The sequence below is a fragment of the Verrucomicrobium sp. BvORR106 genome (assembly GCF_000739655.1).
In the GTDB taxonomy this organism is placed as follows: Bacteria; Verrucomicrobiota; Verrucomicrobiia; order Verrucomicrobiales; family Verrucomicrobiaceae; genus Verrucomicrobium.
Genome location: NZ_BATR01000069.1, coordinates 1 through 21,480 on the forward strand (window position 1 = coordinate 1; position 21,480 = coordinate 21,480).

The 21,480-nt window shown below is 61.4% G+C and carries 16 protein-coding genes; 13 read left to right on the forward strand and 3 right to left on the reverse strand.

From position 1 onward, the window contains the following. Positions 1–437: 437 nt before the first annotated feature. From BV106_RS10430 to BV106_RS10470, 10 genes are all read left to right on the forward strand, one after another. Complete coding sequence (locus tag BV106_RS10430) at positions 438–1,280, forward strand: glycoside hydrolase family 16 protein (RefSeq protein ID WP_038164228.1); 843 nt, start codon at positions 438–440, stop codon at positions 1,278–1,280. Positions 1,281–1,400: 120 nt separating this feature from the next. After that, positions 1,401–3,446, forward strand: a complete 2,046-nt coding sequence (locus BV106_RS10435) for a histidine kinase (protein ID WP_038164230.1) — start codon at positions 1,401–1,403, stop codon at positions 3,444–3,446. Between the two features lie 12 nt (positions 3,447–3,458). Further along, entirely contained in the window at positions 3,459–4,109 is a 651-nt protein-coding gene (locus BV106_RS10440) for a response regulator transcription factor (RefSeq protein ID WP_038164232.1), read from the forward strand. A gap of 115 nt (positions 4,110–4,224) precedes the next feature. Further along, entirely contained in the window at positions 4,225–6,255 is a 2,031-nt protein-coding gene (locus BV106_RS35400; protein WP_265595526.1) for a DUF1549 domain-containing protein, read from the forward strand. 54 nt (positions 6,256–6,309) lie between these two features. Then, complete coding sequence (locus BV106_RS10450) at positions 6,310–8,145, forward strand: DUF1553 domain-containing protein (protein ID WP_051945613.1); 1,836 nt, start codon at positions 6,310–6,312, stop codon at positions 8,143–8,145. Positions 8,146–8,155: 10 nt separating this feature from the next. Next, positions 8,156–9,631, forward strand: a complete 1,476-nt coding sequence (locus tag BV106_RS10455; protein WP_038164234.1) for a DUF1501 domain-containing protein — start codon at positions 8,156–8,158, stop codon at positions 9,629–9,631. A 296-nt stretch (positions 9,632–9,927) separates the two neighbouring features. Next, positions 9,928–10,497: a DUF1080 domain-containing protein gene (locus tag BV106_RS39260; protein WP_343123374.1), complete on the forward strand. Its 570-nt coding sequence runs from the start codon at positions 9,928–9,930 to the stop codon at positions 10,495–10,497. Beyond that, positions 10,392–10,682 carry a DUF1080 domain-containing protein gene (locus tag BV106_RS39265; RefSeq protein WP_343123375.1) on the forward strand — a complete coding sequence of 97 codons (291 nt, stop codon included), beginning with the start codon at positions 10,392–10,394 and terminating at the stop codon, positions 10,680–10,682. Before BV106_RS39260 ends, BV106_RS39265 begins: the two co-directional genes overlap by 106 nt. A 37-nt stretch (positions 10,683–10,719) precedes the next feature. Next, on the forward strand, positions 10,720–12,888 hold the full coding sequence (locus BV106_RS10465; RefSeq protein ID WP_051945615.1) for a PVC-type heme-binding CxxCH protein: 2,169 nt from the start codon (positions 10,720–10,722) through the stop codon (positions 12,886–12,888). 29 nt (positions 12,889–12,917) lie between these two features. Next, positions 12,918–13,400, forward strand: coding sequence for a c-type cytochrome (locus BV106_RS10470; protein ID WP_265595527.1), 483 nt, complete (start codon positions 12,918–12,920; stop codon positions 13,398–13,400). A 125-nt stretch (positions 13,401–13,525) separates the two neighbouring features. Here BV106_RS10470 and BV106_RS10475 read toward each other — a convergent pair whose 3' ends face one another. Continuing rightward, entirely contained in the window at positions 13,526–14,344 is an 819-nt protein-coding gene (locus BV106_RS10475) for an AraC family transcriptional regulator (protein WP_038164238.1), read from the reverse strand. Between the two features lie 101 nt (positions 14,345–14,445). On the opposite strand from BV106_RS10475, the gene xylA reads away from it, so the two are divergent. Together xylA and BV106_RS10485 are read left to right on the forward strand one after the other, a co-directional pair. Further along, positions 14,446–15,759, forward strand: coding sequence for a xylose isomerase (gene xylA, locus BV106_RS10480; protein WP_038164239.1), 1,314 nt, complete (start codon positions 14,446–14,448; stop codon positions 15,757–15,759). Positions 15,760–15,953: 194 nt separating this feature from the next. Further along, a complete protein-coding gene (locus BV106_RS10485; protein ID WP_038164241.1) occupies positions 15,954–17,795 on the forward strand; it encodes an endo-1,4-beta-xylanase in 1,842 nt (613 codons plus the stop codon). A gap of 73 nt (positions 17,796–17,868) precedes the next feature. Here BV106_RS10485 and BV106_RS37225 read toward each other — a convergent pair whose 3' ends face one another. Both BV106_RS37225 and BV106_RS10500 read right to left on the reverse strand, forming a co-directional pair. Continuing rightward, positions 17,869–19,839, reverse strand: a complete 1,971-nt coding sequence (locus BV106_RS37225; protein WP_265595528.1) for an endo-1,4-beta-xylanase — start codon at positions 19,837–19,839, stop codon at positions 17,869–17,871. 58 nt (positions 19,840–19,897) lie between these two features. Continuing rightward, positions 19,898–20,803: a hypothetical protein gene (locus BV106_RS10500; RefSeq protein WP_265595529.1), complete on the reverse strand. Its 906-nt coding sequence runs from the start codon at positions 20,801–20,803 to the stop codon at positions 19,898–19,900. A 158-nt stretch (positions 20,804–20,961) separates the two neighbouring features. Here BV106_RS10500 and BV106_RS10505 point away from each other — a divergent pair, with 158 nt between their 5' ends. Next, entirely contained in the window at positions 20,962–21,423 is a 462-nt protein-coding gene (locus BV106_RS10505; RefSeq protein WP_038164243.1) for a MarR family winged helix-turn-helix transcriptional regulator, read from the forward strand. Positions 21,424–21,480: the final 57 nt, after the last annotated feature.

Sequence of the window (21,480 nt, forward strand, 5' to 3'; positions counted from 1 at the left end):
CGTTGGCGAGCTTCCGGCGAGTCTACGTTGGGTGCCGTCCAACGATGATAATCAGGTGGCAAGACCGACAGCATCCGCTTATACTCCCATCGACTTCAACGCCTCCACGTTGATTGAATGCGATGTCCTGTGCTGACTGACGTTCCCGGCAAGATGCCGCGAACAGCACGCAAGATGCGTGTGCTCCCCAGCTTCTCCGGCACGGGCCATTTAGGGCGTCAGTCGGGTGGTCGCGTGCGAACGAATTACGCGAGCTAAGCTTTGCACTGCTTTCAGCGAGATTTCCAAGGATCCCGGCTTGTCGCTAATTTTCGCTTCATGACCGGAGGCAGCGATGAGCGTTATTCTCTCTGTACACTTGGGCCTTCCATGTGTGCGTGACCTGCCCGAGCGCCCCCACTCTGTTTCCCAGGTTCATCCGCAATTCATTTGTGATCATGATCCGACGTCCCTCTTCCCTATTCAGCCTGTTCTTGTTGCCATTCTTGCTCAGTGCAACGGCAGTCATTGCGGACGAAGTCGAAGTTCCGCCAGCGATCCGCGATCAGGGATACAAGCTGGTGTTTCGTGACGAATTCAGCGGTGAAAAAGGTGCTCCCCCTGATCCCACGAAATGGTCGCAAATGATCCCCGGCAAATGGCGGGATCTCTGGAACGTTGCGGATGCCTGCCAGCAGGATGGTGAGGGTAATCTGCGTATTGCCGTCCGCAAAAATGGCGACCGCTTTGAGACGGGTTATATCGGTACTCCGGGAAAGTTTGAAGCGACGCACGGATATTTTGAAGCCCGCATCCGCTTGCAAACCCAGATTGGATTTTGGAGTGCGTTCTGGCTGAATTCGCCCACCTTTGGGAAACCGGTCGATGATCCGGTTCGTGCCGGAGTTGAGATCGATGTGATTGAACACGTCGCCTACAATGGAGACACCGTCCATCACACCGCGCACTGGAATGGATACAAGGAGCATCATCAGGCCTACTCGACTCCCGTGGTGAAAGTGCCGGGGCTTACCAAGGGGTTTCACACATTTGCCGTGAAGTGGGACGAGAAGGGCTATGTGTTCTATGTGGATGGCATGGAGACGGGGCGCTGGCCTCAGAGTGTCCCCATCTCCAACTGTCCTGAATACCTGCTCCTTTCTTGCGAGAGTGAGAAGTGGGCAGGAGACCTTACCAAGGCGGTTCTGCCGGATGATTTTGCGGTGGACTTCGTGCGCGTGTGGCAAACACCCGCCCAGATTGAGGCGGATCAGCAACGCAAGGCCACGAAGGGGAAGTAGCCGGCTTTTCCCACGGCCCAGTTTGGCCATCAAGCTCAACGAGGCATCGGATTGAGTTGAATCAGATGCAGTGATCCACTTCCCAAGCGGTGGCTGCTTGTGATAGTGTTCAGAAAAATAATGCTGTTTCTCCGCCAGTTGCTGGCTGCCGTGTGCGGTCTGGGTTGCAGCGCATTCGCTGCGACCCCGGTGAAGCTGGAAGCGGTGGCGGCGACGACGTCGGAGCAGTCGCATTTTGCGGAGGCGGTGGATGGGATCCTGTCGCCGGCGAATGGCTGGCAGGTGCCGCGTTCGACGGAGCACGCGGGCGTCTTTCGCTGTGTGCCAGCGATGGCTGCGGGGCGTGTGCGGTTCATTTTTTCATTCCATGGTGCGGGGAAGAATAGCTATTTTTCCGAGTTCTCGATCTCAACGACGAGTGATCCCAATCCCTCATTGGAGAGCCGCTGGGTGCCCCTTTTCCTGACGGGTTGGGATGCCAATCAAGGCTGGGTGGGCGAGGCTCGACCCAATGTGCGCATGCTGGGCGACACCAGCAAATCAGACCTCCAGCTCGATGGGCTGATCTCACAGGAGCATATCACCGGAGTTCGGATCCAGTCCTGGGTGTTGCCCTCTGCCCGACCGGGGGCGGCCGTGCTGACCGAACTGAAGATGGAGCGGATGCCCATGGGGACCACGAACGTTGCACTGGGGTGCCCAGTCACAGCCAGCCATGCCCTCGCGCCGAATCAGCAGCCTGAATTCCTCACTGACGGGTTGGTAGGCAGCTTCGCGTATCCAGACGGGGTTCGAGGACCGGAGTTCTACTTCGAGGTGGATCTGCGACATGTCCGCGAGTTCGATCACATCACCTTGAGGGGGCGCTCGGAGGCCTCCGCGATGAACCGTTTTACAAACTTGCGCCTGGACCTCTACGATGAAATGCCGGGGGAAAATGTGCCCGCGCTCTGGACCTGGGTGGAGGAGAGGGCTGGTGAAGTGCAGGAACCGGGCGAGGTGAAGGTGGTACGCGGAGCGGATGGTGAGGGCACGTTCCGCGGACGCTGGCTGCGCATCTCCAAGACGGTCACGATCAGCCATACGCCGCAGATTGCGGAGGTGGAAGTGTATGAATCTGTGGTGCCTCAAGACCTGAAGGTGCTGGCGGACGATCTTGTCCTGCCGCAGGGGGACCCGGTTCGAGTTCCGCCGGAGGTACGGCGGCTTGGGTTCTCGACAGTGCAGCCCGAACTGCCAGACGGGCTGGTGCTGGAGCGGCGCTGGCGGCTGGCCGGGATGGGTGATAAATGGCTGCCGGCTCCCAACACCGGCCTCATTGAGAGTTTCGGGCTGCCTGCGGGCGAATATCTTTTTGAGGCGCAGGTCCGGCACAGTGACCGGGAGTGGAACAGCGCTTCGTTGCGCGTCCCACTGACCGTGCTGGCGCCCTGGTGGGAGAATCCTTGGGCAAGGCTGGCCGTCGCGCTGGCCGCCGTGGGGATCGTCGCCCTGCTGGCCTGGAATTTTTCCCGCCGTCGACTTGCCCGGCAGCTCGCCGAGATGGAGCGCAGTCAGGAACTCTCCCGGGAGCGGGCGCGAATCGCCCGGGATATGCATGATGTGGTGGGCGCACGGCTCACGCAGCTTACCGTGATGCATGAGCTCTTTGCCAGGCAGGAGTCGCTGACTCAGACAACCCGCGCGCGCCTTCAGGAATTGGGGGCGACCGCGCGGGATGCGGTCGGGGCGCTCGACGAGGCGGTGTGGGCGGTGAACCCGCGCAATGACACCCTGCAGAATCTTGCCGACTACCTCTGTCATGCCGCCAGCAGCTACCTGCGCCCGCTCGACATCCGGCTGCGGCAGCAAGTGCCGGTGACGTGGCCCGAGCGCGAGGTCGGCGCGCAAAAGCGCCACCAGTTCCTCCTCGCATTCAAGGAAGGGCTGCAGAATGTCGTCAAACATGCTGGCGCCACCACCGTCACGCTCATCCTCCGTTTTGAAGATCCGGTGCTGGTGGTTTGCCTTGATGACAACGGTTGCGGCCTGCCGAAAGACACCGATGGTATGGAGAAAGACGGGCTCGACAACATGGGTGCCCGACTCGCTGCGGTCGGCGGTGTTTGCATTGCAAAAACCCTCGCCGAAGGGGGCACCCGAGTAGAGTTCCGTCTGCCCATCTAACCTGCCGCGACCATGCCCATCCGCATTGCCATGATCGAAGACGATCAACCGTTCGCCCGGACGTTGCAGCAGTACTTTGAGCTCATGCCCGCCGTGACGTGCGAGGCTGTTTTTCCCAGTGCGGAAGAGGCCCTGCTCGGAGTCCCCTCGCTCGCGCCTGAGGTGCTGCTGGTGGACATCAATCTGCCCCAAAAGAGCGGCATCGAGTTCGTCGATGAGATTGTGCAACAATGTCCCGGCATCCTCTGCCTGATGCTGACGATGTATGAGGAGAGTCCGCTCATCTTTGATGCGCTCAAGGCCGGTGCGTGTGGCTATCTGCTCAAGCGCACCCCGCCGCAGGAGATCGTCACCGCCATCGAAGAAGCGAAGGCGGGCGGTTCGCCCATGACGCCCCAGATCGCGCGCCGGGTGGTTGGTTTCTTTCAGGGTGAGCAACCCCGCCCCGTGGCGGCCTCACCGCCAGATGACACCCTCGCACTCGCCGAGCGGGAGCGCGAGGTGCTGGACCTCCTCACGCAAGGCTATCTCTACAAGGAGATCGCTGACAGCTTGCAGCTCTCCGTGCACACTGTGAACACCTACGTCCGCCGCATTTACGAAAAGCTGCAGGTGCGCTCACGCAGCCAGGCGGTGGCCAAGTATCGCGGGTTCGCGGAGTAAGGGCCAAAAAGTTGGCCCCCGCCGTGGAGAGGCGGGTACGTTGTAGCGAGTTCTAGCTACATGCAAGAGGGGCGAGGGTGGCTGATGTTGGTCGATGGACTGGATCTTCCCTTTCGTGTCTCTGTCTGCACGACAAACCCTTGCATCGCGCGGGGCCGGCCTGATGTTTCTTGGTTTGATGGCGGGCGGGCTGGCGCTTTCTGCAGCAGGTGCCAAAGGGGAGGTTGAGCCAGTCAACGCCAGGCTGGTGCCGACACCGTCGGCCACAAGCGCCACAAATTCCGGGGAGTGGAAGCTCGTCTGGCAGGATGAGTTCGAGGGCTCGGCGCTCGACGAAACGAAATGGAGCCATCGGCAGGTGGGCCCGCGCGAGGGGGCGATGATCGCAAAGGAGTGTGTGTCACTGGATGGCCGGGGGCATCTGGTGATGACGGTGTTTGAAAAAGACGGCGTGCTGCAGAACCCGATGATCGGTACGCAGAAAAAGTTAGAGCCCACTTACGGGAAGTTCGCCGCGCGGATCAAATTCCCGGAGCAGCAGGGCCAGCACGGGAGCTTCTGGATGCAGCCGGCGGTGAAGAGCACCGCGGTGAACAATCCGGCGCTCACGGGCGCGGAGATCGACATCATTGAGTGGTTTGGCGCGGGGCGGCCGGATGGTGGTACGGCCTCGAACCTCTACTGGCACGGTCCCTCCGGGCCGAAGGAGCACCACGCGGGCGGAACCAAACCCTTTGGCCTGCTGCGCGAAGGCGAGAAACTGTCCGATGATTTCCATGTCTTCGCCGTGGAGTGGAGCCCGGAAGGGTACGTGTTCAGCATGGACGATCAGGTGACCTACCGCATCCGCGAGGGGGTGTCCCGCGTGCCGCAATACATGATCCTGAGTCTGCTCACCGCAGACTGGGAAAAGGACCGGCTTGATCGCACGAAGCTGCCCGACTCGATGCTGGTGGACTGGGTGCGCGTGTGGCAGAAGGACGCCGCCCCGGTTGTGGCTGAAAAGATTTCCTTTAACCACGATGTGCGTCCGATCTTTTCGGACAAGTGTTTCGCCTGCCACGGCACGGATGCGAAGCACCGCGAGGCCGGGCTGCGGCTCGATACGCCGGAGGGCGCGTATCAAAACAACGACGGCGTGATCGCGATCACGCCGGGCGACCTCAAAAAGAGCGAGGCTTGGCTGCGCATCATCACCGACGACGAGGACGATGTGATGCCGCCGCCGAAGTCGCACAAGACGCTGTCGAAGGCGGAGAAGGATCTGATCCGCCGGTGGATCGAGCAGGGGGCAGGCTATGAAAAGCACTGGTCGTTTGAGCCGCCCGTGAAGGTGTCGCCACCGCCGGTGAAGGCCAAGGAGCGCGTGCGCAATCCGATTGATGCCTTCCTTTTTTCAAAGCTGGACCAGCTCGGGCTCGCGCCGTCTCCAGAGGCGGACAAGGCGACGCTGATCCGCCGCGCGACGCTGGCCATCACGGGGCTGCCGCCCACGCCGGAGGAAGTGGACGCCTTCCTCGCGGACGCTTCACCCGATGCCTACAAGGTCCTGGTGGACCGGTTGCTCGACTCGCGTCGCTTTGGCGAGCACATGGCGCACTGGTGGCTGGACCTTGCGCGTTACGGAGACACCCACGGGCTGCACCTGGATAACGAGCGCTCCATCTGGTTGTATCGCGATTGGGTCATTGGCGCATTCAATCGGAATCTGCCGTTCGACCGCTTCACCATCGAGCAGCTCGCCGGTGATCAACTCCCCGACGCCACCAACGAGCAGAAGATCGCCAGCGGCTTCAACCGCTGCAATGTCACGACCAGCGAAGGCGGCGCCATCGGGGCAGAGTTCCTTTTCCGCTATGCCCTGGATCGCACGGCGACGACCGCGCAGACATGGCTGGGGCTCACCGTGCAGTGCGCGGCCTGCCATGATCACAAGTTCGATCCCATCTCGCAGAAGGAAGTTTATCAGCTCTACGCCTTCTTCAACTCCACGGCCGATCCCGCGATGGATGGCAACAAGATGCTGACCGAGCCCGTGTTGAAGAACGGCAGTCCGGAGCAGATGCGGCAACTCACCGAGCTTGGCACCCAGATTGCCGCGGCGCAAAAGAAGCTCACGGAGGCCGTGGCCAGCGTGGATTACTAGGACCCTGCGGAGGGGAGCGAAACCGCCACGCCACGACAGATCGAGCAAGTGTGGATGGAAGACTCCTTCCCCGCAGGGGCGAAGCCGCTGGTCAATCCCGGCACGCCCGCGCTGATGTTTGTGGGCAATGAAGACATGCCGCCAGCGAGCGGCGAGCGCTGTCTGAAGCGCACGGCCAAGGGCATCGGCCAGGATCACTTTGCAGGTGGAGGGGCGTCGTTCGGCGTCCCGGCGGGCGGCATCATCTCGGTAATGGCGCGCACTGATGGCGCCGACCAGCCGCGTGCAATCATGATCCAGTTTCACACCGCTGCGGGCTGGAAGAGCCGCGCGGTGTGGGGCGAGGAGGGCATCATCAACTATGGCAAACTAGGTACCCCGGAACACTACCTTGCCGGGCCGCTGCCTGCCGCGGGCAGTTGGACGCAGCTCGATGTGCCGGTGGAAGCGATCGGTCTCAAGCCCGGCGACAAGGTGGATGGCTACGCCTTCACCCAGTTCGACGGCACGGTGTATTGGGATCGGCTGGCCGTGCGCAGCATGGATGATCCGGCGCATGATCCGGCACGGTCGTTCGCGGCGTGGTTGAAGGCAGGCGAAGGCAAGGACACGCCGAATGTTCCTCCGGACCTCAACAAGCTGCTCAAGCAGAAGGGTGATCAGCGCAAGATCGAGGAAACACACAGGCTGCGCGCCTACTTCGTGCAGAACGTGTGCGTCACCACACGTGATGGGTTTGATTCCGTGGAGAAGGAGATCGCCGCGCTGGAGAAGGAGCGGGACGCTCTCGACAAGTCGATCCCGGCGACGTTCGTCATGAAGGATCTGGACAAGCCGCGCGACTCGTTCGTCATGGAGCGTGGCCAGTACGACAAGCCGGGAGAGAAGGTTCAACCCGCAACACCCGCCGTTCTGCCACCGCTCGTCGCGGAGAATCCCAAGCGGCTCGATCTGGCGAGGTGGCTCGTGGACGAGCGGAACCCGCTGACGGCGCGCGTGACGGTGAATCGTTTCTGGCAGCAGTTCTTCGGTGTTGGGCTGGTCAAGACATCGGCGGATTTTGGATCGCAAGGCGAGCCTCCGAGCCATCCCGAACTGCTCGACTGGCTGGCTGTGACCTTCCGTGAAAGCGGGTGGGACATGAAGCAGCTCGTGCGGACGATTGTGCTGTCGTCCGCCTGGCAGCAATCTTCGCGCGCAACCCCGGAACTGCTCGCGCGTGATCCTGAGAACCGCCTGCTGGCCCGCGGCCCGCGCGTGCGTCTCAATGCTGAGGCGGTGCGCGACGAGGCGTTATTTGTTTCCGGCCTGCTCGTGGAAAAGCTGGGTGGCAAAGGCGTGAAGACTTACCAGCCACCCAACATCTGGGAACCGGTGGGCTACAAGGACAGCAACACGCGCAACTACAGGCAGGACACTGGTGATGGGCTCTACCGGCGCAGCATCTACACCTTCCTCAAGCGCACCGCGCCTGCGCCCTTCCTGATGAACTTCGACGCACCGGCGCGTGAGGAGTTCTGCACGAAGCGTGAGCGCAGTGACACGCCACTCCAGGCGCTCCAGCTGCTTAATGATGTGCAGTTCTTCGAGGCCGCGCGCGGCTTCGCGCAACGCATCCTGACCTATGGCGGCCAGACGCCTTCATCCCGGCTCCACTTTGCCTTCCGCACGACGCTGGCACGGCCGCCCGAGCCCCGCGAAGCCGAACGCGTCCTGGTGATGCTGGATCATTTCCTGACCAAATACCGTGCCGATGCCAATGCGGCAAAAGCCGTGCTCTCCAACGGCGAATCGAAGCCGCCCGCTCATCTCGATCCCGCGGAACTCGCCGCATGGACACAAGTGGGCAACCTCCTTCTCAACCTCGACGAAAACGTGTCCATCAACTGACTGCCCCGCCATGAACCCATTCATCGAGCACGAAATCAATCTCACACGCCGCCAGTTCTTCGGGAATGTCGGGCTGCGCTTCGGCGGGCTGGCGTTGGCACAGTTGCTGGGGCAACAGGGATCCGGCCTCGCCGCGACCCAGGCGGCGGACCAGCAGGTGCATGCCGCACTGCCTGGCTTCCCGCACTTTCCGCCGAGGGCGAAGCGGCTGATCTATCTGCACATGAACGGTGCGCCGTCGCAGCTCGACCTGCTGGACTACAAGCCGGACCTCGCGCGGTTCTTCAACAAGGATCTGCCGGAATCGGTTCGTGGAAATCAGCGGCTCACCGGGATGACCTCCGGGCAGAAGCGGTTCCCGGTCGCGCCGTCGAAGTACAAGTTCACGCAACATGGCCAATGCGGCCGCTGGGTGAGTGAGCTGCTGCCGCACACGGCGAAGGTCGTGGACGACATCGCGGTGATCAAGACCGTGCATACCAACGCGATCAACCACGACCCGGCCTGCACCTTCCTTTTCACCGGCGCGGAGATTCCCGGCAAGGCCAGCCTGGGCTCATGGCTCGCCTATGGCCTCGGCAGTGAATCGAACGACCTGCCGGCGTTCGTCGTGCTCACGCCGAAGTGGCCCGAGGGCTCCAACGGCCAGGCGCTCTTCTCGCGCATGTGGGGCTCCGGATTCCTGCCCGGACGCCACAATGGCGTCGCTTTCCGCGCCGGCGCGGATCCCGTGCTGTATCTGCCGAATCCCAATGGCGTGCAACGCGACGACCGGCGCTTGTTGCTCGACACCCTCGGCCAGCTCAACCAGCAGCAGCATGAACGCCTGGGTGATCCCGAGACGCTCACCCGCATCGCCCAATACGAGATGGCGTTCCGCATGCAGGCCAGCGTGCCCGACCTTGTTGATTTCAAAAGCGAGGACGCCGCCACGCGTGAAATGTATGGCCCCGACGTGGACAAGCCTGGCTCGTTCGCGCAGAGCTGTCTGCTCGCGCGACGTCTCGTCGAGCGCGGGGTGCGAGTCGTCCAGCTCATGCATCGCGGCTGGGATTCACACTCGAACCTGCCTCGAGAACTCGGCAACCAGTGCGCTGACACAGACCGTGGTTGCGCCGCGCTGATCCAGGATCTCAAGGCGCGAGGCCTGCTGGAGGACACGCTCGTGGTGTGGGGCGGTGAATTCGGGCGCACCGTCTATTCGCAAGGCACCCTCACGCAGGACAACTACGGCCGTGACCACCACCCGCGGAACTACTGCATGTGGATGGCCGGCGGCGGCATCAAACCCGGCATCAGCTACGGTGAGACGGACGACTTCTCCTACAACATCGTCGAGAACCCGGTGCACCTGAATGACCTCAACGCGACGATCCTGCATTGCATGGGGATCCACCATGAGAAGTTCACCTTCAAGGCCCAGGGGCTAGACCAGCGGCTCACCGGCGTGGAGCCCGCGAAGGTGGTGAAGGGGTTGCTGGCGTAGAGTAGCGGATGCCTGTTTGCTGAAAACTCCCACATTATTTCGCAACCTTTTCTCCCCTTGTGAACATACACTTCAGTTGATGTTCATCGAGTGAGTCGAATCCCATTTGCAGGAGAGACACGGGATGGACGAATCGTCGTTTGTTCCAGTCCATGAGCCCATCCAGCAAAAGAAGAGCGAGCTCCCCATCCTCAATCAAACGGACTTGTAGCGAATTTTCGCGACGGGCCGGACGCCAGATGTTCGCGGACGGATGCGTTGGTTTGGAAGGTCCACTTCGCACTCCGCTTCCTACCATGAATCTCCGCCTTTCCTCGTCTTCAATGGTGATCGTTTTGATGACGACGCTGCTCGCCTTTCTCGCTCATTGTGAAAGCGCGCCCGCGCAAGCGCCCGCCGCACAGGCCAAGGCTTCCATCGACGGCAACGGCGAGGGTTGGCGCGCCATGGTGGAGACCGATTTCACGGTGGTGAACTGCCCGCCGGAGACGTTCACGTGGAAGGATGGCCTGATCTCCTGCACCGGCAAGCCGACGGGCGTCTTGCGCACAGTGAAGCAGATCACGAATTTTGAGCTCGTCGTGGAGTGGCGGCATCTCAAGGTCGGGGGCAACTCAGGCATCTTTGTGTGGACCACGCCGGAGTCGATCCAGCGGCTCACGGATGCGGGCAAGCCGGGGCTGCCGCACGGGATCGAGGTGCAGGTGCTCGATCACGGCTACACGGAGCAATACGAGAGGACTTACAAGAAGCCGGCGGACTGGTTCACGACCAACGGGGATGTGTTCCCGGTCGGCGCGGTGAAGATGACGCCGTTTGCCCCGGTCGCACCGGATGGAAGCGCAGCTTCCCGCGCAAGAACCTGAGCAAGGGCGTGAACGAGTGGAACCACTACTACGTGCGCGCGATCAACGGGGAAGTGCGGCTGTGGGTGAATGGCGAAGAGGTCTCCGGCGGCACGAAGATCCAGCCTGCGACAGGTTATCTCTGCCTGGAAAGCGAAGGTTCGCCGGTCGAGTTCCGCAACCTGCGCATCCGCGAGTTGCCCTAGCCAGCGCGCGACTTTTCAGATTCATCAGTTAGTTTCCATGATCCCCATCCGACGTTCGCTTTCGCTCCTCAGCCTGCTGCCATTCACGCTCTGCGCGACGGCGGCGCCAATCGTTCCCAGCCCGGATCGCGAGACGTTCGCGAAGAACAATCCGACACCTGAGGGCGTGCCGGTGGAGGCGTTTCAGTTCGGCGAATCGCTCCCGAAAGACTTGCAGATTGAGGTCTGGGCCACGACGCCGCAGGTCTATTCACCGGTCGCGATGGATGTCGATGCGCAGGGACGCGTGTGGTGCACGGAAGGCATCGACTACGGTCTGAAGCCCTCCATCGAGGCCGGGCAATCGATCATGGTGCTTGTGGACAAGGATGGCGACGGAAAGGCTGACAGCTCGCACATCTTTGTGACCGAAAAAGGGATGCGGCCCGCGCCGCTCGGCATCGCGGTCTTTGACAACAAAGTCGTCCTCTCCGCGACGCCCTCGATCATCGTCTACACCGACGTGAATCGGAACGCGGTCTTCGATCCGGGCGTGGATACGCGAGAAGTCTTTCTCACCGGCTTTAACGGCGGCGCGCACGATCACACGTTGCACGCCGTGATGGGTGCGCCGAGCGGGCAGTGGTACTTCAGTCACGGGAACATGGGGCTCGATGTGAAGACGAAGGACGGGCGCGAATACATCGCAGGGTGCTACTACGGCTCATCCGACCTCATCGGGAAGAAGAGCTCGGACGGCCAGCTCTACGTGCCCGGCATGGCTTTCCGCATCAATCCGGACGGCACCGGTCTGATGCCCGTGGGAGAGAACATGCGCAATCCGATGGATCTCTTCGTCACGTCCTTTGGCGACGTGTTCCAGAGCGACAATGATGATCCTGCGAACTGCCGCGTCACGTGGCTGATGGAATATGGCAACCTTGGCTACGCCGACATCGAGAACGGCAGCAAATCGTGGGAAGAGATCTCGAAGTCGTGGGAGGAGCCGAACTTTGGCAAGAACGTTGACCGGCGCTCTACGGCTTCGCACTGGCGGGAGAACTATCCTGGCACCACGCCGCCCGGTAATGTCTATGGCATTGGTTCGCCTACCGGGAATGTGTTCATCGAGGGCACCGAACTCGGCGCCGAGTTTTCCGGCCTGTATCTCGTTGCCGACATGGTGCTGAAGCAGGTGATGGCGTGCCGCCCGCAGGCGAAAGATGCGCAGATCGAGATGGGCCCCATCACGCCGTTCCTCTCGCTGAAGAAAGGCCAGGGTGGCCAGTACTTTCTCCCGACCGACCTCGTGTTGCTGCCTGATGGCAGCCTGTTGCTGGCTGATTTTTACAACGACACGAGCCGCCGGACGAACCAGGTCGCGGGCACGATCTACCGCATCTCGCGACGTGGGGTGAAGCTGCCGGCGCCCGCGAAGATTGATTTCGAGTCACTCGACGGGCTCATCGCCGCGATGCGCAGTCCGGTGGTGAATGTGCGCTCGCATGCCGCTGCGTTGCTGCAAACACACGGCGATACCGCAGTGCTCAAGCTGATCGAGTTCTTCGAGCAAGAGAAGAATGCCTCCATCCAGGCCCGGGCGGTGTGGCCGCTCGCATTTAGCCCGAAGGGGCGCGAGTGGGTCGCGAAGCTGCTCGATTCCAAAGTCGAGGCGCAACGCATCGTCGCCTTCCGCGCCTTGCGTCTGGCCGATCCGGCGGGCTTGCTGAGGGTCGCGACGAAGATGGCGAATGATCCATCGGCAGCGGTGCGGCGCGAAGTCGCGCTCTCGCTGCGTGAGGTGCCGTTCGCACAGTGCAAGGACATCCTCGCTGCGTTGATCAAAGGCTACGACGGCAAGAACCGCTGGTATCTCGAAGCGCTTGGCACCGCGTCGATGGACAAAGAGGCGCAGGTCTATGAACAACTGGTGCGGCCCGCGATGGCGGATAAAGCGCCCGCAGCGTGGCCTGAGACCGTGCTCAACCTTGCCTGGCGGCTCAATTCTCCACAAGCTTCTTCGGACCTCCTTGCGTGGGTCAAAGCACAGAAGCCTGCGCTCGAGATCTTCCGTCATTACCTCATGGCCTTCGCGTGCTTCCGCAATGAAGACGAGCGCACGGTGCGATTCAACGCGCTCAGCGCCCTGCTGAAAGAGCCCGCCTTGCCGGGGAAGGGTACCAGATCACGCTCAATGAGATCCTCCAGCGTGACCTCACCGTGCTGAAGGAGGAGATTGTGAAAACCAGTCTGTCCGTGCCAACTACCTTCGGCGTGAAGACCACGGTGTCCGACATTCCAACGATCGCCAAGCTCAGTGGCGATGCCGCTCGCGGTCAGGCGAGGGCGGCGATCTGCATGACCTGCCACCGGCTCGGGGCGCAAGGCGTACCCTTCGGACCCAACCTTGCCGGCTGGGCGGCCGTGCGCAGTCCCGAACAGATCCTCAAGGACATCGTGAGTCCCTCGGAGCATCTCGCACATGGCTTCGACCGCCCTGTGCGTCTGACCTCCAAAGACAAAAAGGTCGTGATCGAAGGTCTGGCGTCGAACTACAGCTACCATTCCGGGTCGATCGACGTGAAGGTCTTTGGCGGACAGACCAGGAAAGTGCTCTTCCGCAAGAGCGGACTCAGCATCGAGTTCCTGAAGGACCACTCCTGGATGCCCCCCGCTTCTGAGATGGGTCTGAGCGATCAGGACCTGGCCGACCTCATCACCTATCTCAAGACGTTGTAAGCGCGCCCCGGCCTTGCTTTTTGCTGTAGCGAGTTCTCGTCACAGAAGAGGACGCTGTGACCGACCGTATGGATCAAGCAATGAGCTGGTTCCATGCCGCGGACGAGCGGGAGACGGGGGCTGAGTCAGTGCACGCTCTCCCGATAGCCTGTAGGGCTGAGGCCGACGCGCTCGCGGAACTGCTCAGCGAAGCTGCTGCCGTCCACGAAGCCGCAGCGCGTCGCGATCTCGGCGGCGGAGCGGTTGGTTTCCTCAAGCAGTTTCATGGCGGCGGCGACCCGCGTTCTCATGAGGAACTCCTGGGGGCTGAAGCCGAAGGCCTGCTGGAAGCGGCGCTGGAAGTGGCGCATGGAGAGGCCGCACTTGCGGGCGACCTCCGCGAGCACAATAGGGCCGGCGAACTCGCGCCGGATGATCTCGACCGCGCGGGCGACGCTCTGGAGCATGGGGAGCTGCATCTCATGCTCGGCGGCGGGACGGACCACCCCGGCGGTGCCGCAGATGCGGCCGGTGTGGTCCTTGAGGGGCAGCTTGCTGACGAAGACCCAGTCCGGGGTGCCCTGCTTGTCATACCATAGCTCCACACGCTCGATGCAGCGGGATTTGCCCGAAAGGAGCCGGGCGTCATCCCGCACATAGCCGGCGGCCATGGGGTGCGGCACGACGTCGAAGTCCGTCAGGCCGATCAGTTCGCTCTCGTGGCGCATTTGATGGTGCTGGAGGAAGCTGCGGCTCACGAGCATGAAGCGGCCTTGCTCGTCCTTGCAGTAGAAACAGACGCCTGGAAGATGGTCGAAGAGCGTGTGAAAGTGGGCGCTGGGGTGAACCTGGCCCAGCCAGGCGTCCCGCTCGTGCTCGATCCGCTCCAGGGGGGCGCGGGCGGGCGGGTGCTTGGTGCCCCGTGGCGCATTTGGCATAGGCTTTGTCGTCACGGTGCGCTTCATGGTGGGATATTATCACCCTGTCAACGGCTGTCTCAATGGCCAAATCCGACCGTTGGATACGCGTTCAGTGTTCATCAGAATCCAATCCACCCGTAATCCTCATGTCATCGCACTTCCCCTCCATCTCCCGGATCGCCTATGAGGGTCCGAAATCGAAGAACCCGCTGGCCTTCAAGCACTACAACCCGGATGAGGTCGTCGAAGGCAAGACGATGCGCGACCATCTGCGGTTCTCGATCGTGTACTGGCACACGATGTGTGGCCAGGGCGGCGACATGTTCGGCGCACCGACGGCGATCCGCCCGTGGGATGCGGGCAAGAGCGGCATCGAGCTGGCCAAGGCTCGCGTGCCGGTGTTCTTCGAGATCGCGGAGAAGCTGGGCATGCCCTACTACGCGTTTCATGATCGCGATGTCGCGCCTCACGGCCAGACCCTGCGCGAGAGCAATGAGTACCTCGACACGATCGTGGCCCTCCTGAAGGAGCAGCAGCAGCGCACGGGCATCAAGCTCCTGTGGGGCACCGCACAGCTCTTTGTGCATCCCCGTTTCATGCACGGCGCGGCGACTTCGCCCAGCTCTGAGGTCTTCGCATTCTCCGCCGCCCAGGTGAAGAAGGCGCTCGAAGTCACCCACGAACTGGGGGGTGAAGGCTACACCTTCTGGGGTGGACGCGAGGGGTACATGACCTTGTGGAACACGGACATGAAGCGCGAGCTGGACCACCTCGCCAAGTTCCTGCACATGGCGGTGGACTATGCCAAACAGATCGGATTCAAGGGGCAGTTCTACATCGAACCCAAGCCCAAGGAGCCGACGAAGCACCAGTACGACAGCGATGCCGCGGCGTGCCTGAACTTCTTGCGAGAGTACGACCTGCTCCCCTACTTCAAGCTCAACCTGGAGACCAACCACGCCACGCTCGCGGGTCACTCCATGCAGCATGAAATGGAAGTCGCCGGTGCGGCCGGGGCGCTCGGCTCGCTGGATGCCAACACGGGCGATCTCCTCCTCGGTTGGGACACGGACCAGTTCCTCACGGATGCCTCGACGGCCACGCAAATGATGCTCACCACGCTGAAGTACGGCGGCCTGACCACGGGCGGCGTCAACTTCGATGCCAAGGTGCGCCGCGAGAGCGTGGATCCCGAAGATCTGTTCTACTCGCACATCGGTGGCATGGACACGTTTGCCCGCGGGCTGAAGAACGCCGCCGCGATCCGGGCGGATGGTCGCCTGGGTGACTTCGTGAAGCAGCGCTACTCCACCTGGGACACGGGTCTGGGCGCCAGCATCGAAGCCGGCAAGGAATCCTTCTCCTCCCTGGAAGCCTTCGCCCTGGAGAAAGGCGAAGCCACGCAGGTCCCCAGCGGCCGCCAGGAATTCCTCGAGAACTTGGTCAACGAGTTCATCTGAGCAAGGAGAGGCTGCATCTCTCCGTGAAAGCGTGTCAGGTTTGAGCAGGCTGACTGCGTCCATTGCCCGCAAAGCAAAGGGGTCGCCTGCTCAGACCGGCCGCGCACCACTGCCCAAAGGGATCCGAAAGCAGCCTGCTTTGCCAGAGACTCCCGGGTCAGCCGCGCTGACGCCAGTGCCCAAGCCTATTGCTTATGAAATCGATCCTCGCGTTGCTTTTCGTCCTCATAGGTGCCGGCACGACAGCCGTCAAGGCCGCCGGGGTGCCTCACGCCGTACAGGTGCCTCCGGGGGGACATGACCTGCTGTTTCCCAATGAGGAGGGGGGCGTGCGGCCATCAGTGCCCAAGGAGCCAGGAATTGCCGGCGTCGAAGTGATGCGAGTGGCGGATGCGCCGTGGGAGCAGTATTGGCGGTTCGACATCAAGAAGGCGCCGGCGAACTCGTGGAGTGTGCAACTGAGTGCGAAAGTCTCGGGTGGCATTACCAGGGGCGACAAGTGTCTCCTAATGTTCTACGCCCGTGCTGTCGACGGCAAAGCCTTCGGTTCCGCGCATGTGGAGGTCCAGAATCCCCCCAGCTACTCCAAGCTGGGCGGCACTCAGTTCCGGGTGGGCACCCAATGGCATCCAGTCATCCTCCCCTTCGTTGCGGATCAAGATGGGCCGCAGGGGAAGTGCGCTGTTTCCATTCACCTCGGCAGCGAAGTGCAAAAGGTGGATGTCGGAGGGTTGCGCCTGTTGAGCTACGGGACGACTTTTCCCGAAGACAAGCTGCCGCGCCCCTACTACACCTATGAAGGTCGTGAAGCGGACGCTTCCTGGCGCAAGGATGCCAAGGAGCGCATTGAAAAGCTCCGCAAAGGGGATTTTACACTCGTCATGGTGGACGAGGATGGCAAGCCCATGGCGAACACAGAGGTGCGCGCCGAGCTCAAGCGGCATGCGTTTGGTTTCGGTTCTGCCGTCACGGCAAAGCTGCTCAATGATCCCTCAGCCGACGGGGAACGCTATCGAGCCATTGTGGATGAGTGTTTCAGCCGGGTGGTGTTTGAGAACGATTTCAAGCCCGGGCCGTGGGAGGCTGCGAAAGATCCCAATACCAAAGGGGCCTACCGCAAGGCGTGGCTGGACCAGTCCCTCGCCTGGCTTGCTGATCGTCATTTTAGCGTGCGCGGCCATTATCTGTGCTGGGGGCCGTTTGAGGACTGGTCGGAGAAGCTGAGAAACAATCCGCAGGCGATCCGGGAAAAGGTCATCAAGTGGATAGAGGAGATTACCCCTGCGATGGCGGGGCATGTGAGTGAATGGGATGCGCTCAATCATCCTGCCGGATGGGAGGCCGGCATGTGCATCGACCGGGTGCTCGGGAATGCCTTCTACAGTGAAGTCTTTCGCAAGGCACGCACCCTCACGACCCTCCCTCTGTGGATCAATGAGGATCAGGTCTTCCGCCCTGGCCGGCAGCAGGAGGAGTACTATGAAATCATCAAGCGACTCCTCGCAGAAGGCACAAGGATTGACGGGATTGGCAATCAAGCGCATCTCCATTCCAGCTTTTTGCCCTCGCCCATGGAGATGCTGGCCAACTCGGACCGGTTCGCCGAGCTGGTGCCCGCGTTGCAGATCACCGAGTTCGACGTGGGGACGGAGGGTGACGAAGAGCTGGCCGCGGACTTCACCCGGGATGCCCTTATCACCACCTTCAGCCATCCCGCCTACACCGGTTTCGTTTTGTGGGGATTCTGGGAGGGCGCGCACTGGATACCCGAGACGGCGCTGTGGCGCAAAGACTGGAGCGAAAAGCCTGCCGCCCGGGTCTGGCGCGATCTGGTGTGCAAAGAGTGGCGCACGGACGCGACCGGGAAGACGGACGTGGCAGGCCGATTTAAGCTGCGCGGCTTCTACGGTCGGTATGAGATCACAGTGAAACCGAGGGGGGCGGTGCAGACAGCAACGGTGCTGCTGGACAAAGGTCAAAGCGGCAAGGATGGGGTGACCGTGATATCATCGGCAGCGCCAGGAGGTCTGCGCTAGAGCAGACCATCAAGCAGGCAGCCTATCAAAGAGAATGCACGGCCGTGTCCTGGCGGGTGAGATCAAACCAGCGTCACCTGTTTTGCCCGTCAGCCGCAGGCACTGCATCCGGCTTGAAGGCAAGCTTCTGCACAAACCAGTAGAGTGCCTGCTTCCACTCCGCGGCATCGTGGTTGTGCCCGGTGACGTGCCACACGTGAGGCACGCCTTTGTCCGCCAGCCAGGTGTGAACGCCCTGACTGATGCCGATGAGCCCGTCTTTGTTTCCGCACGAAAGCCACAAAAGTTTTAGCTCTTTGGCCGCCTCCGGATGGGGCAGGAGCTCCTCGGGCTTCTTCGTGTTTGGCGCGGAGGAAAAGCCTCCGATCCATGCGAACCGGTCGAGATTCCTGAAACCAAAGTTCAGCGCCTGACCGCCCCCCATGGAGAGGCCGGCGATGGCACGATGGCTGTGGTCGGTGGCAACGCTGTAGCGGGATTCAATGGCCGGGATCACATCATCGAGCAGATCGCGCTCAAAGACCGCAAATGCTGGCGCATGCCGGAAGAAGTCGCCCGTTGGCCGGTCGTTCTTTTGCGCGCGACCATTCGGCATGACCACGATCATCGGCACGGCCTTGCCATCTGCGATGAGACCGTCCAGCAGCACCTCCGGCTGCGTGAAACGCTCCCACTCCGTCTCATCGCCGCCGATGCCATGCAGAAGATAGAGGACGGGGTACTTCCTGGCCGGTGAATAACCGGGCGGCGTGTACACATTCATTTTCCGCCGCGTGCCGACGGTTTTGGAGTCGTATTCGACCATCTCCAAACGCCCGTGAGGGATGTTCTCGCGTCGCGCATCCCAACCCTTTGGCGGTTCGGGGAAAGCCGGTTTGTCGTCATCCTTCAGCACGATCGGTCTTGATGCGTTGCCCCGTGGCGCGGGCAGGTTTTGCGGTGGCGGGCTGCTGGTCGCCGTTGTCAGCTCACGCATGACGGCTTCGTAGGCAGGTTTCGGCGCACCTTGGCGGTCAAACAGCAGCGGATGATTCACGCGCTTCCAGGGAAAGTCATTCAGCCAGCTCTGACCATCGTGCAAGTTCCAGAAAGAGATGCGCAAGATGGTGTCCGGGTACTTTTTGAAGAGACGGAAGAGCCTTGCATATTGTTCCGCCTGCCTCTGCAGAATTTCGGGAGGGCAGCCATCGGCATACGGGTTGTATTTGGCAAGCGTTTCGCGCCCCGCCCCGTTGTCGGCCCACCAACGTCCACGAGGGATCACGTCGATGTCGAGTTCGGAAATGACGACTTTCATCCCCATGCCGCGCATCGCCTCCAGGGTCTTTTCGAGAGCCTCAAAAGGCACCGAATCGAGTTCGTAGTGCCCCTGCAATCCGATGGCGTGCAATGGAACCTGCTGTGCACGCAGCGACTCGATGAGGCGGATCATCTTCTCACGTTTGCCATCCAGCTCGTTGTTGTAGTCGTTGTAGATGAGCAGCGCGTCTGGATCGGCGGCGTGGGCATAGACAAAGGCCTTCGCAATAAACTCCTCCCCGCAGGCGCGGCTCCAGCAAGAGTCGCGCAGGTATTTGTCCCCGTCATCCAGCGCTTCATTGACCACGTCCCACATGGCGATTTTTCCACGGTAGCGACCCGCGACCGCATCGATGTAGGTCTTCATGCGGGCCATGAGAACCTCGCGGGACGCGGGTTGCGTGCCGTCCAAGCCGAACCAGGCGGGGGTACGGTCATCTTTGGCCCACACCAGGCAATGGCCCACGACGTTGAGATTCTTTGAGCGGGCGAAGTCCACGAAGCGATCGGGCGTCTCGAATGACCATTGGCCAGGTTCCGGCTGAACTGCCGCAGGCTTCATGCAGTTCTCCGGCGTAACGTAGCCAAACTGAGATGTCAGCAGTGGCCAGTCCTGCGGGTGCTCAAACACGCGATCACGAATGCCGACGCCCATCTGAAACGGGGCGGATGTCCGCAAGGTCTCGGCACCAGTGCAAAGAAGTGCCGCCAGATGGACGATGAGAAAAATGCGAAGAAGAGTCATAGGGAGTGTCGCGAGACGTTACGAAAACCATGCAAAGGATGCGCGTCGCTTCTGCCACTTACTTCCTTCCAGTTGAGTCGACGCCGCTGGGCGGGTAGCTTGCCGCCGTCTGCCAGGCGACCTCCTGCAGCGTGCGGTTGAGCTTCTCGTTCCACGCCTCCCGGTTTGCCTTCTTCAACACACTGGGCATCGGAAGACCCACAGGGGAGCGACCGTAAAGCACTGCAAAGTGGAGGTACGCATTGAGCGCCTCCAGCGGAGGTGAAGGGTGGGCTGCATCAACAAAGAGCTCGCTCTGGAGGTTGAGGCCTGGAATCTGCTTTTGATAAATTTTGGTACGGAGCGCCACCAGTGCCTGAGCGGTGGGCACGAGCGTCATGATTCGTTTGCCGCGACCATACTTTCGGTTGATCTCGTCAGCCTGGCGCTCACCTGCGCGGATGTTGCGTTCGTAAAGCTTCTTCAACTGCGCGGGTGACTTTTCGCGATCAACGATGTCCCACGAGCCGGTGGGAAAGTCCTGGTTGTCAGTGTCGCCACCGCCCCAGGATAGCTGAATGATGAAGCGAATGTCGGGATTGTGTTTCAGCCCGAGCTTCACAAAATTCTCCACGCCCTCGTCCGGAAACTGGATGGGGGACATGACGAAGACATTCACTTTTCCCGTCCCCAGTGCTCGCTTGGCCTGGTTCTCGCCCTCGGGGAGCTCCCAGTGCTGAAAGGTTCTGGAAGCCCCGATTTTTTGCAGGCCCACCAGTTCATGGCCTTGGATTCCGGCGGCAGCCGCCAGTTCACCAAGAGGTTCTGGAACATACCACATCAGGCTGTGCGACGCGTAAAAGACGCTTTGGCCTTTGGGCGAAGCTGCCAGGGGATTCCGGCTGGAGGCACCGGGCGGCCCTTGCGCTTCCGCGAGACTGGTGGATGCAAACAGCGACAGGATCGTGAGGAGACGAGTGAGCACGTGTGTCATAAGCGGGCGGAGTGCGAGCTGCTGCCCGGCCCGGCGGGCAGGGGGGCGAGCAGAGGTTGCGGTTTTATTTGGCAGGCAAGCCTTTGCGTGGAATGCTTCAATTGAACCATTATGACATCATGATGTCAATGTGAAATCAGAAGCCCAAAATGAACCGTGCCATCAAACGAACACCTGCCGGCGAGGTGATCACCGCTCTCACGCTGGACATTTTTCGTCTCAACAATCTCCTTCTGAACGCGGGTGACCGCCTGGTGACCGGCCTCGGACTGACGAGCGCACGCTGGCAGATTCTTGGAGCGATTGCGCGTGCCGAGCATTCCCAACCTGTCGCCTGGCTCGCGCGCAACATGGGAGCCAACCGCCAGAACGTGCAACGGATCGTCAACGATCTGCATGACCAAGGTCATGTCATCTTTGAGGCCAATCCGCACCATCGCCGCGCCCAGCTCGTTGTGCTGACGGAAAAGGGCCGGATGGTTTACGAGGCCGCAATGGCCTTGCAAGCCCCCTGGGTCAACAGCGTGACGGAGGGACTTTCGCTCCGGGATCTGGCGGCTTTCGAACGCGTGCTTCTTGCTCTCCGGGCCAGGCTGGAGGCATCCGAGTAGCAAATCGGACGCCATGGTTCATCTGAACGGCTAACACGCCCGCAGCGACTGCCAAAG

Excerpts from the sequence above, each read along its gene's own strand:
- BV106_RS10475 (WP_038164238.1), bottom strand. The coding sequence starts at position 14,344 with ATGAAGCGCACCGTGACGACAAAGCCTATGCCAAATGCGCCACGGGGC.
- BV106_RS10435 (WP_038164230.1), top strand. The coding sequence starts at position 1,401 with ATGCTGTTTCTCCGCCAGTTGCTGGCTGCCGTGTGCGGTCTGGGTTGC.
- BV106_RS10430 (WP_038164228.1), top strand. The coding sequence starts at position 438 with ATGATCCGACGTCCCTCTTCCCTATTCAGCCTGTTCTTGTTGCCATTC.
- BV106_RS10505 (WP_038164243.1), top strand. The coding sequence starts at position 20,962 with ATGAACCGTGCCATCAAACGAACACCTGCCGGCGAGGTGATCACCGCT.
- BV106_RS10465 (WP_051945615.1), top strand. The coding sequence starts at position 10,720 with ATGATCCCCATCCGACGTTCGCTTTCGCTCCTCAGCCTGCTGCCATTC.
- BV106_RS37225 (WP_265595528.1), bottom strand. The coding sequence starts at position 19,839 with ATGACTCTTCTTCGCATTTTTCTCATCGTCCATCTGGCGGCACTTCTT.
- BV106_RS10440 (WP_038164232.1), top strand. The coding sequence starts at position 3,459 with ATGCCCATCCGCATTGCCATGATCGAAGACGATCAACCGTTCGCCCGG.
- BV106_RS10450 (WP_051945613.1), top strand. The coding sequence starts at position 6,310 with ATGGAAGACTCCTTCCCCGCAGGGGCGAAGCCGCTGGTCAATCCCGGC.
- BV106_RS10485 (WP_038164241.1), top strand. The coding sequence starts at position 15,954 with ATGAAATCGATCCTCGCGTTGCTTTTCGTCCTCATAGGTGCCGGCACG.
- xylA (WP_038164239.1), top strand. The coding sequence starts at position 14,446 with ATGTCATCGCACTTCCCCTCCATCTCCCGGATCGCCTATGAGGGTCCG.
- BV106_RS39260 (WP_343123374.1), top strand. The coding sequence starts at position 9,928 with ATGAATCTCCGCCTTTCCTCGTCTTCAATGGTGATCGTTTTGATGACG.
- BV106_RS10455 (WP_038164234.1), top strand. The coding sequence starts at position 8,156 with ATGAACCCATTCATCGAGCACGAAATCAATCTCACACGCCGCCAGTTC.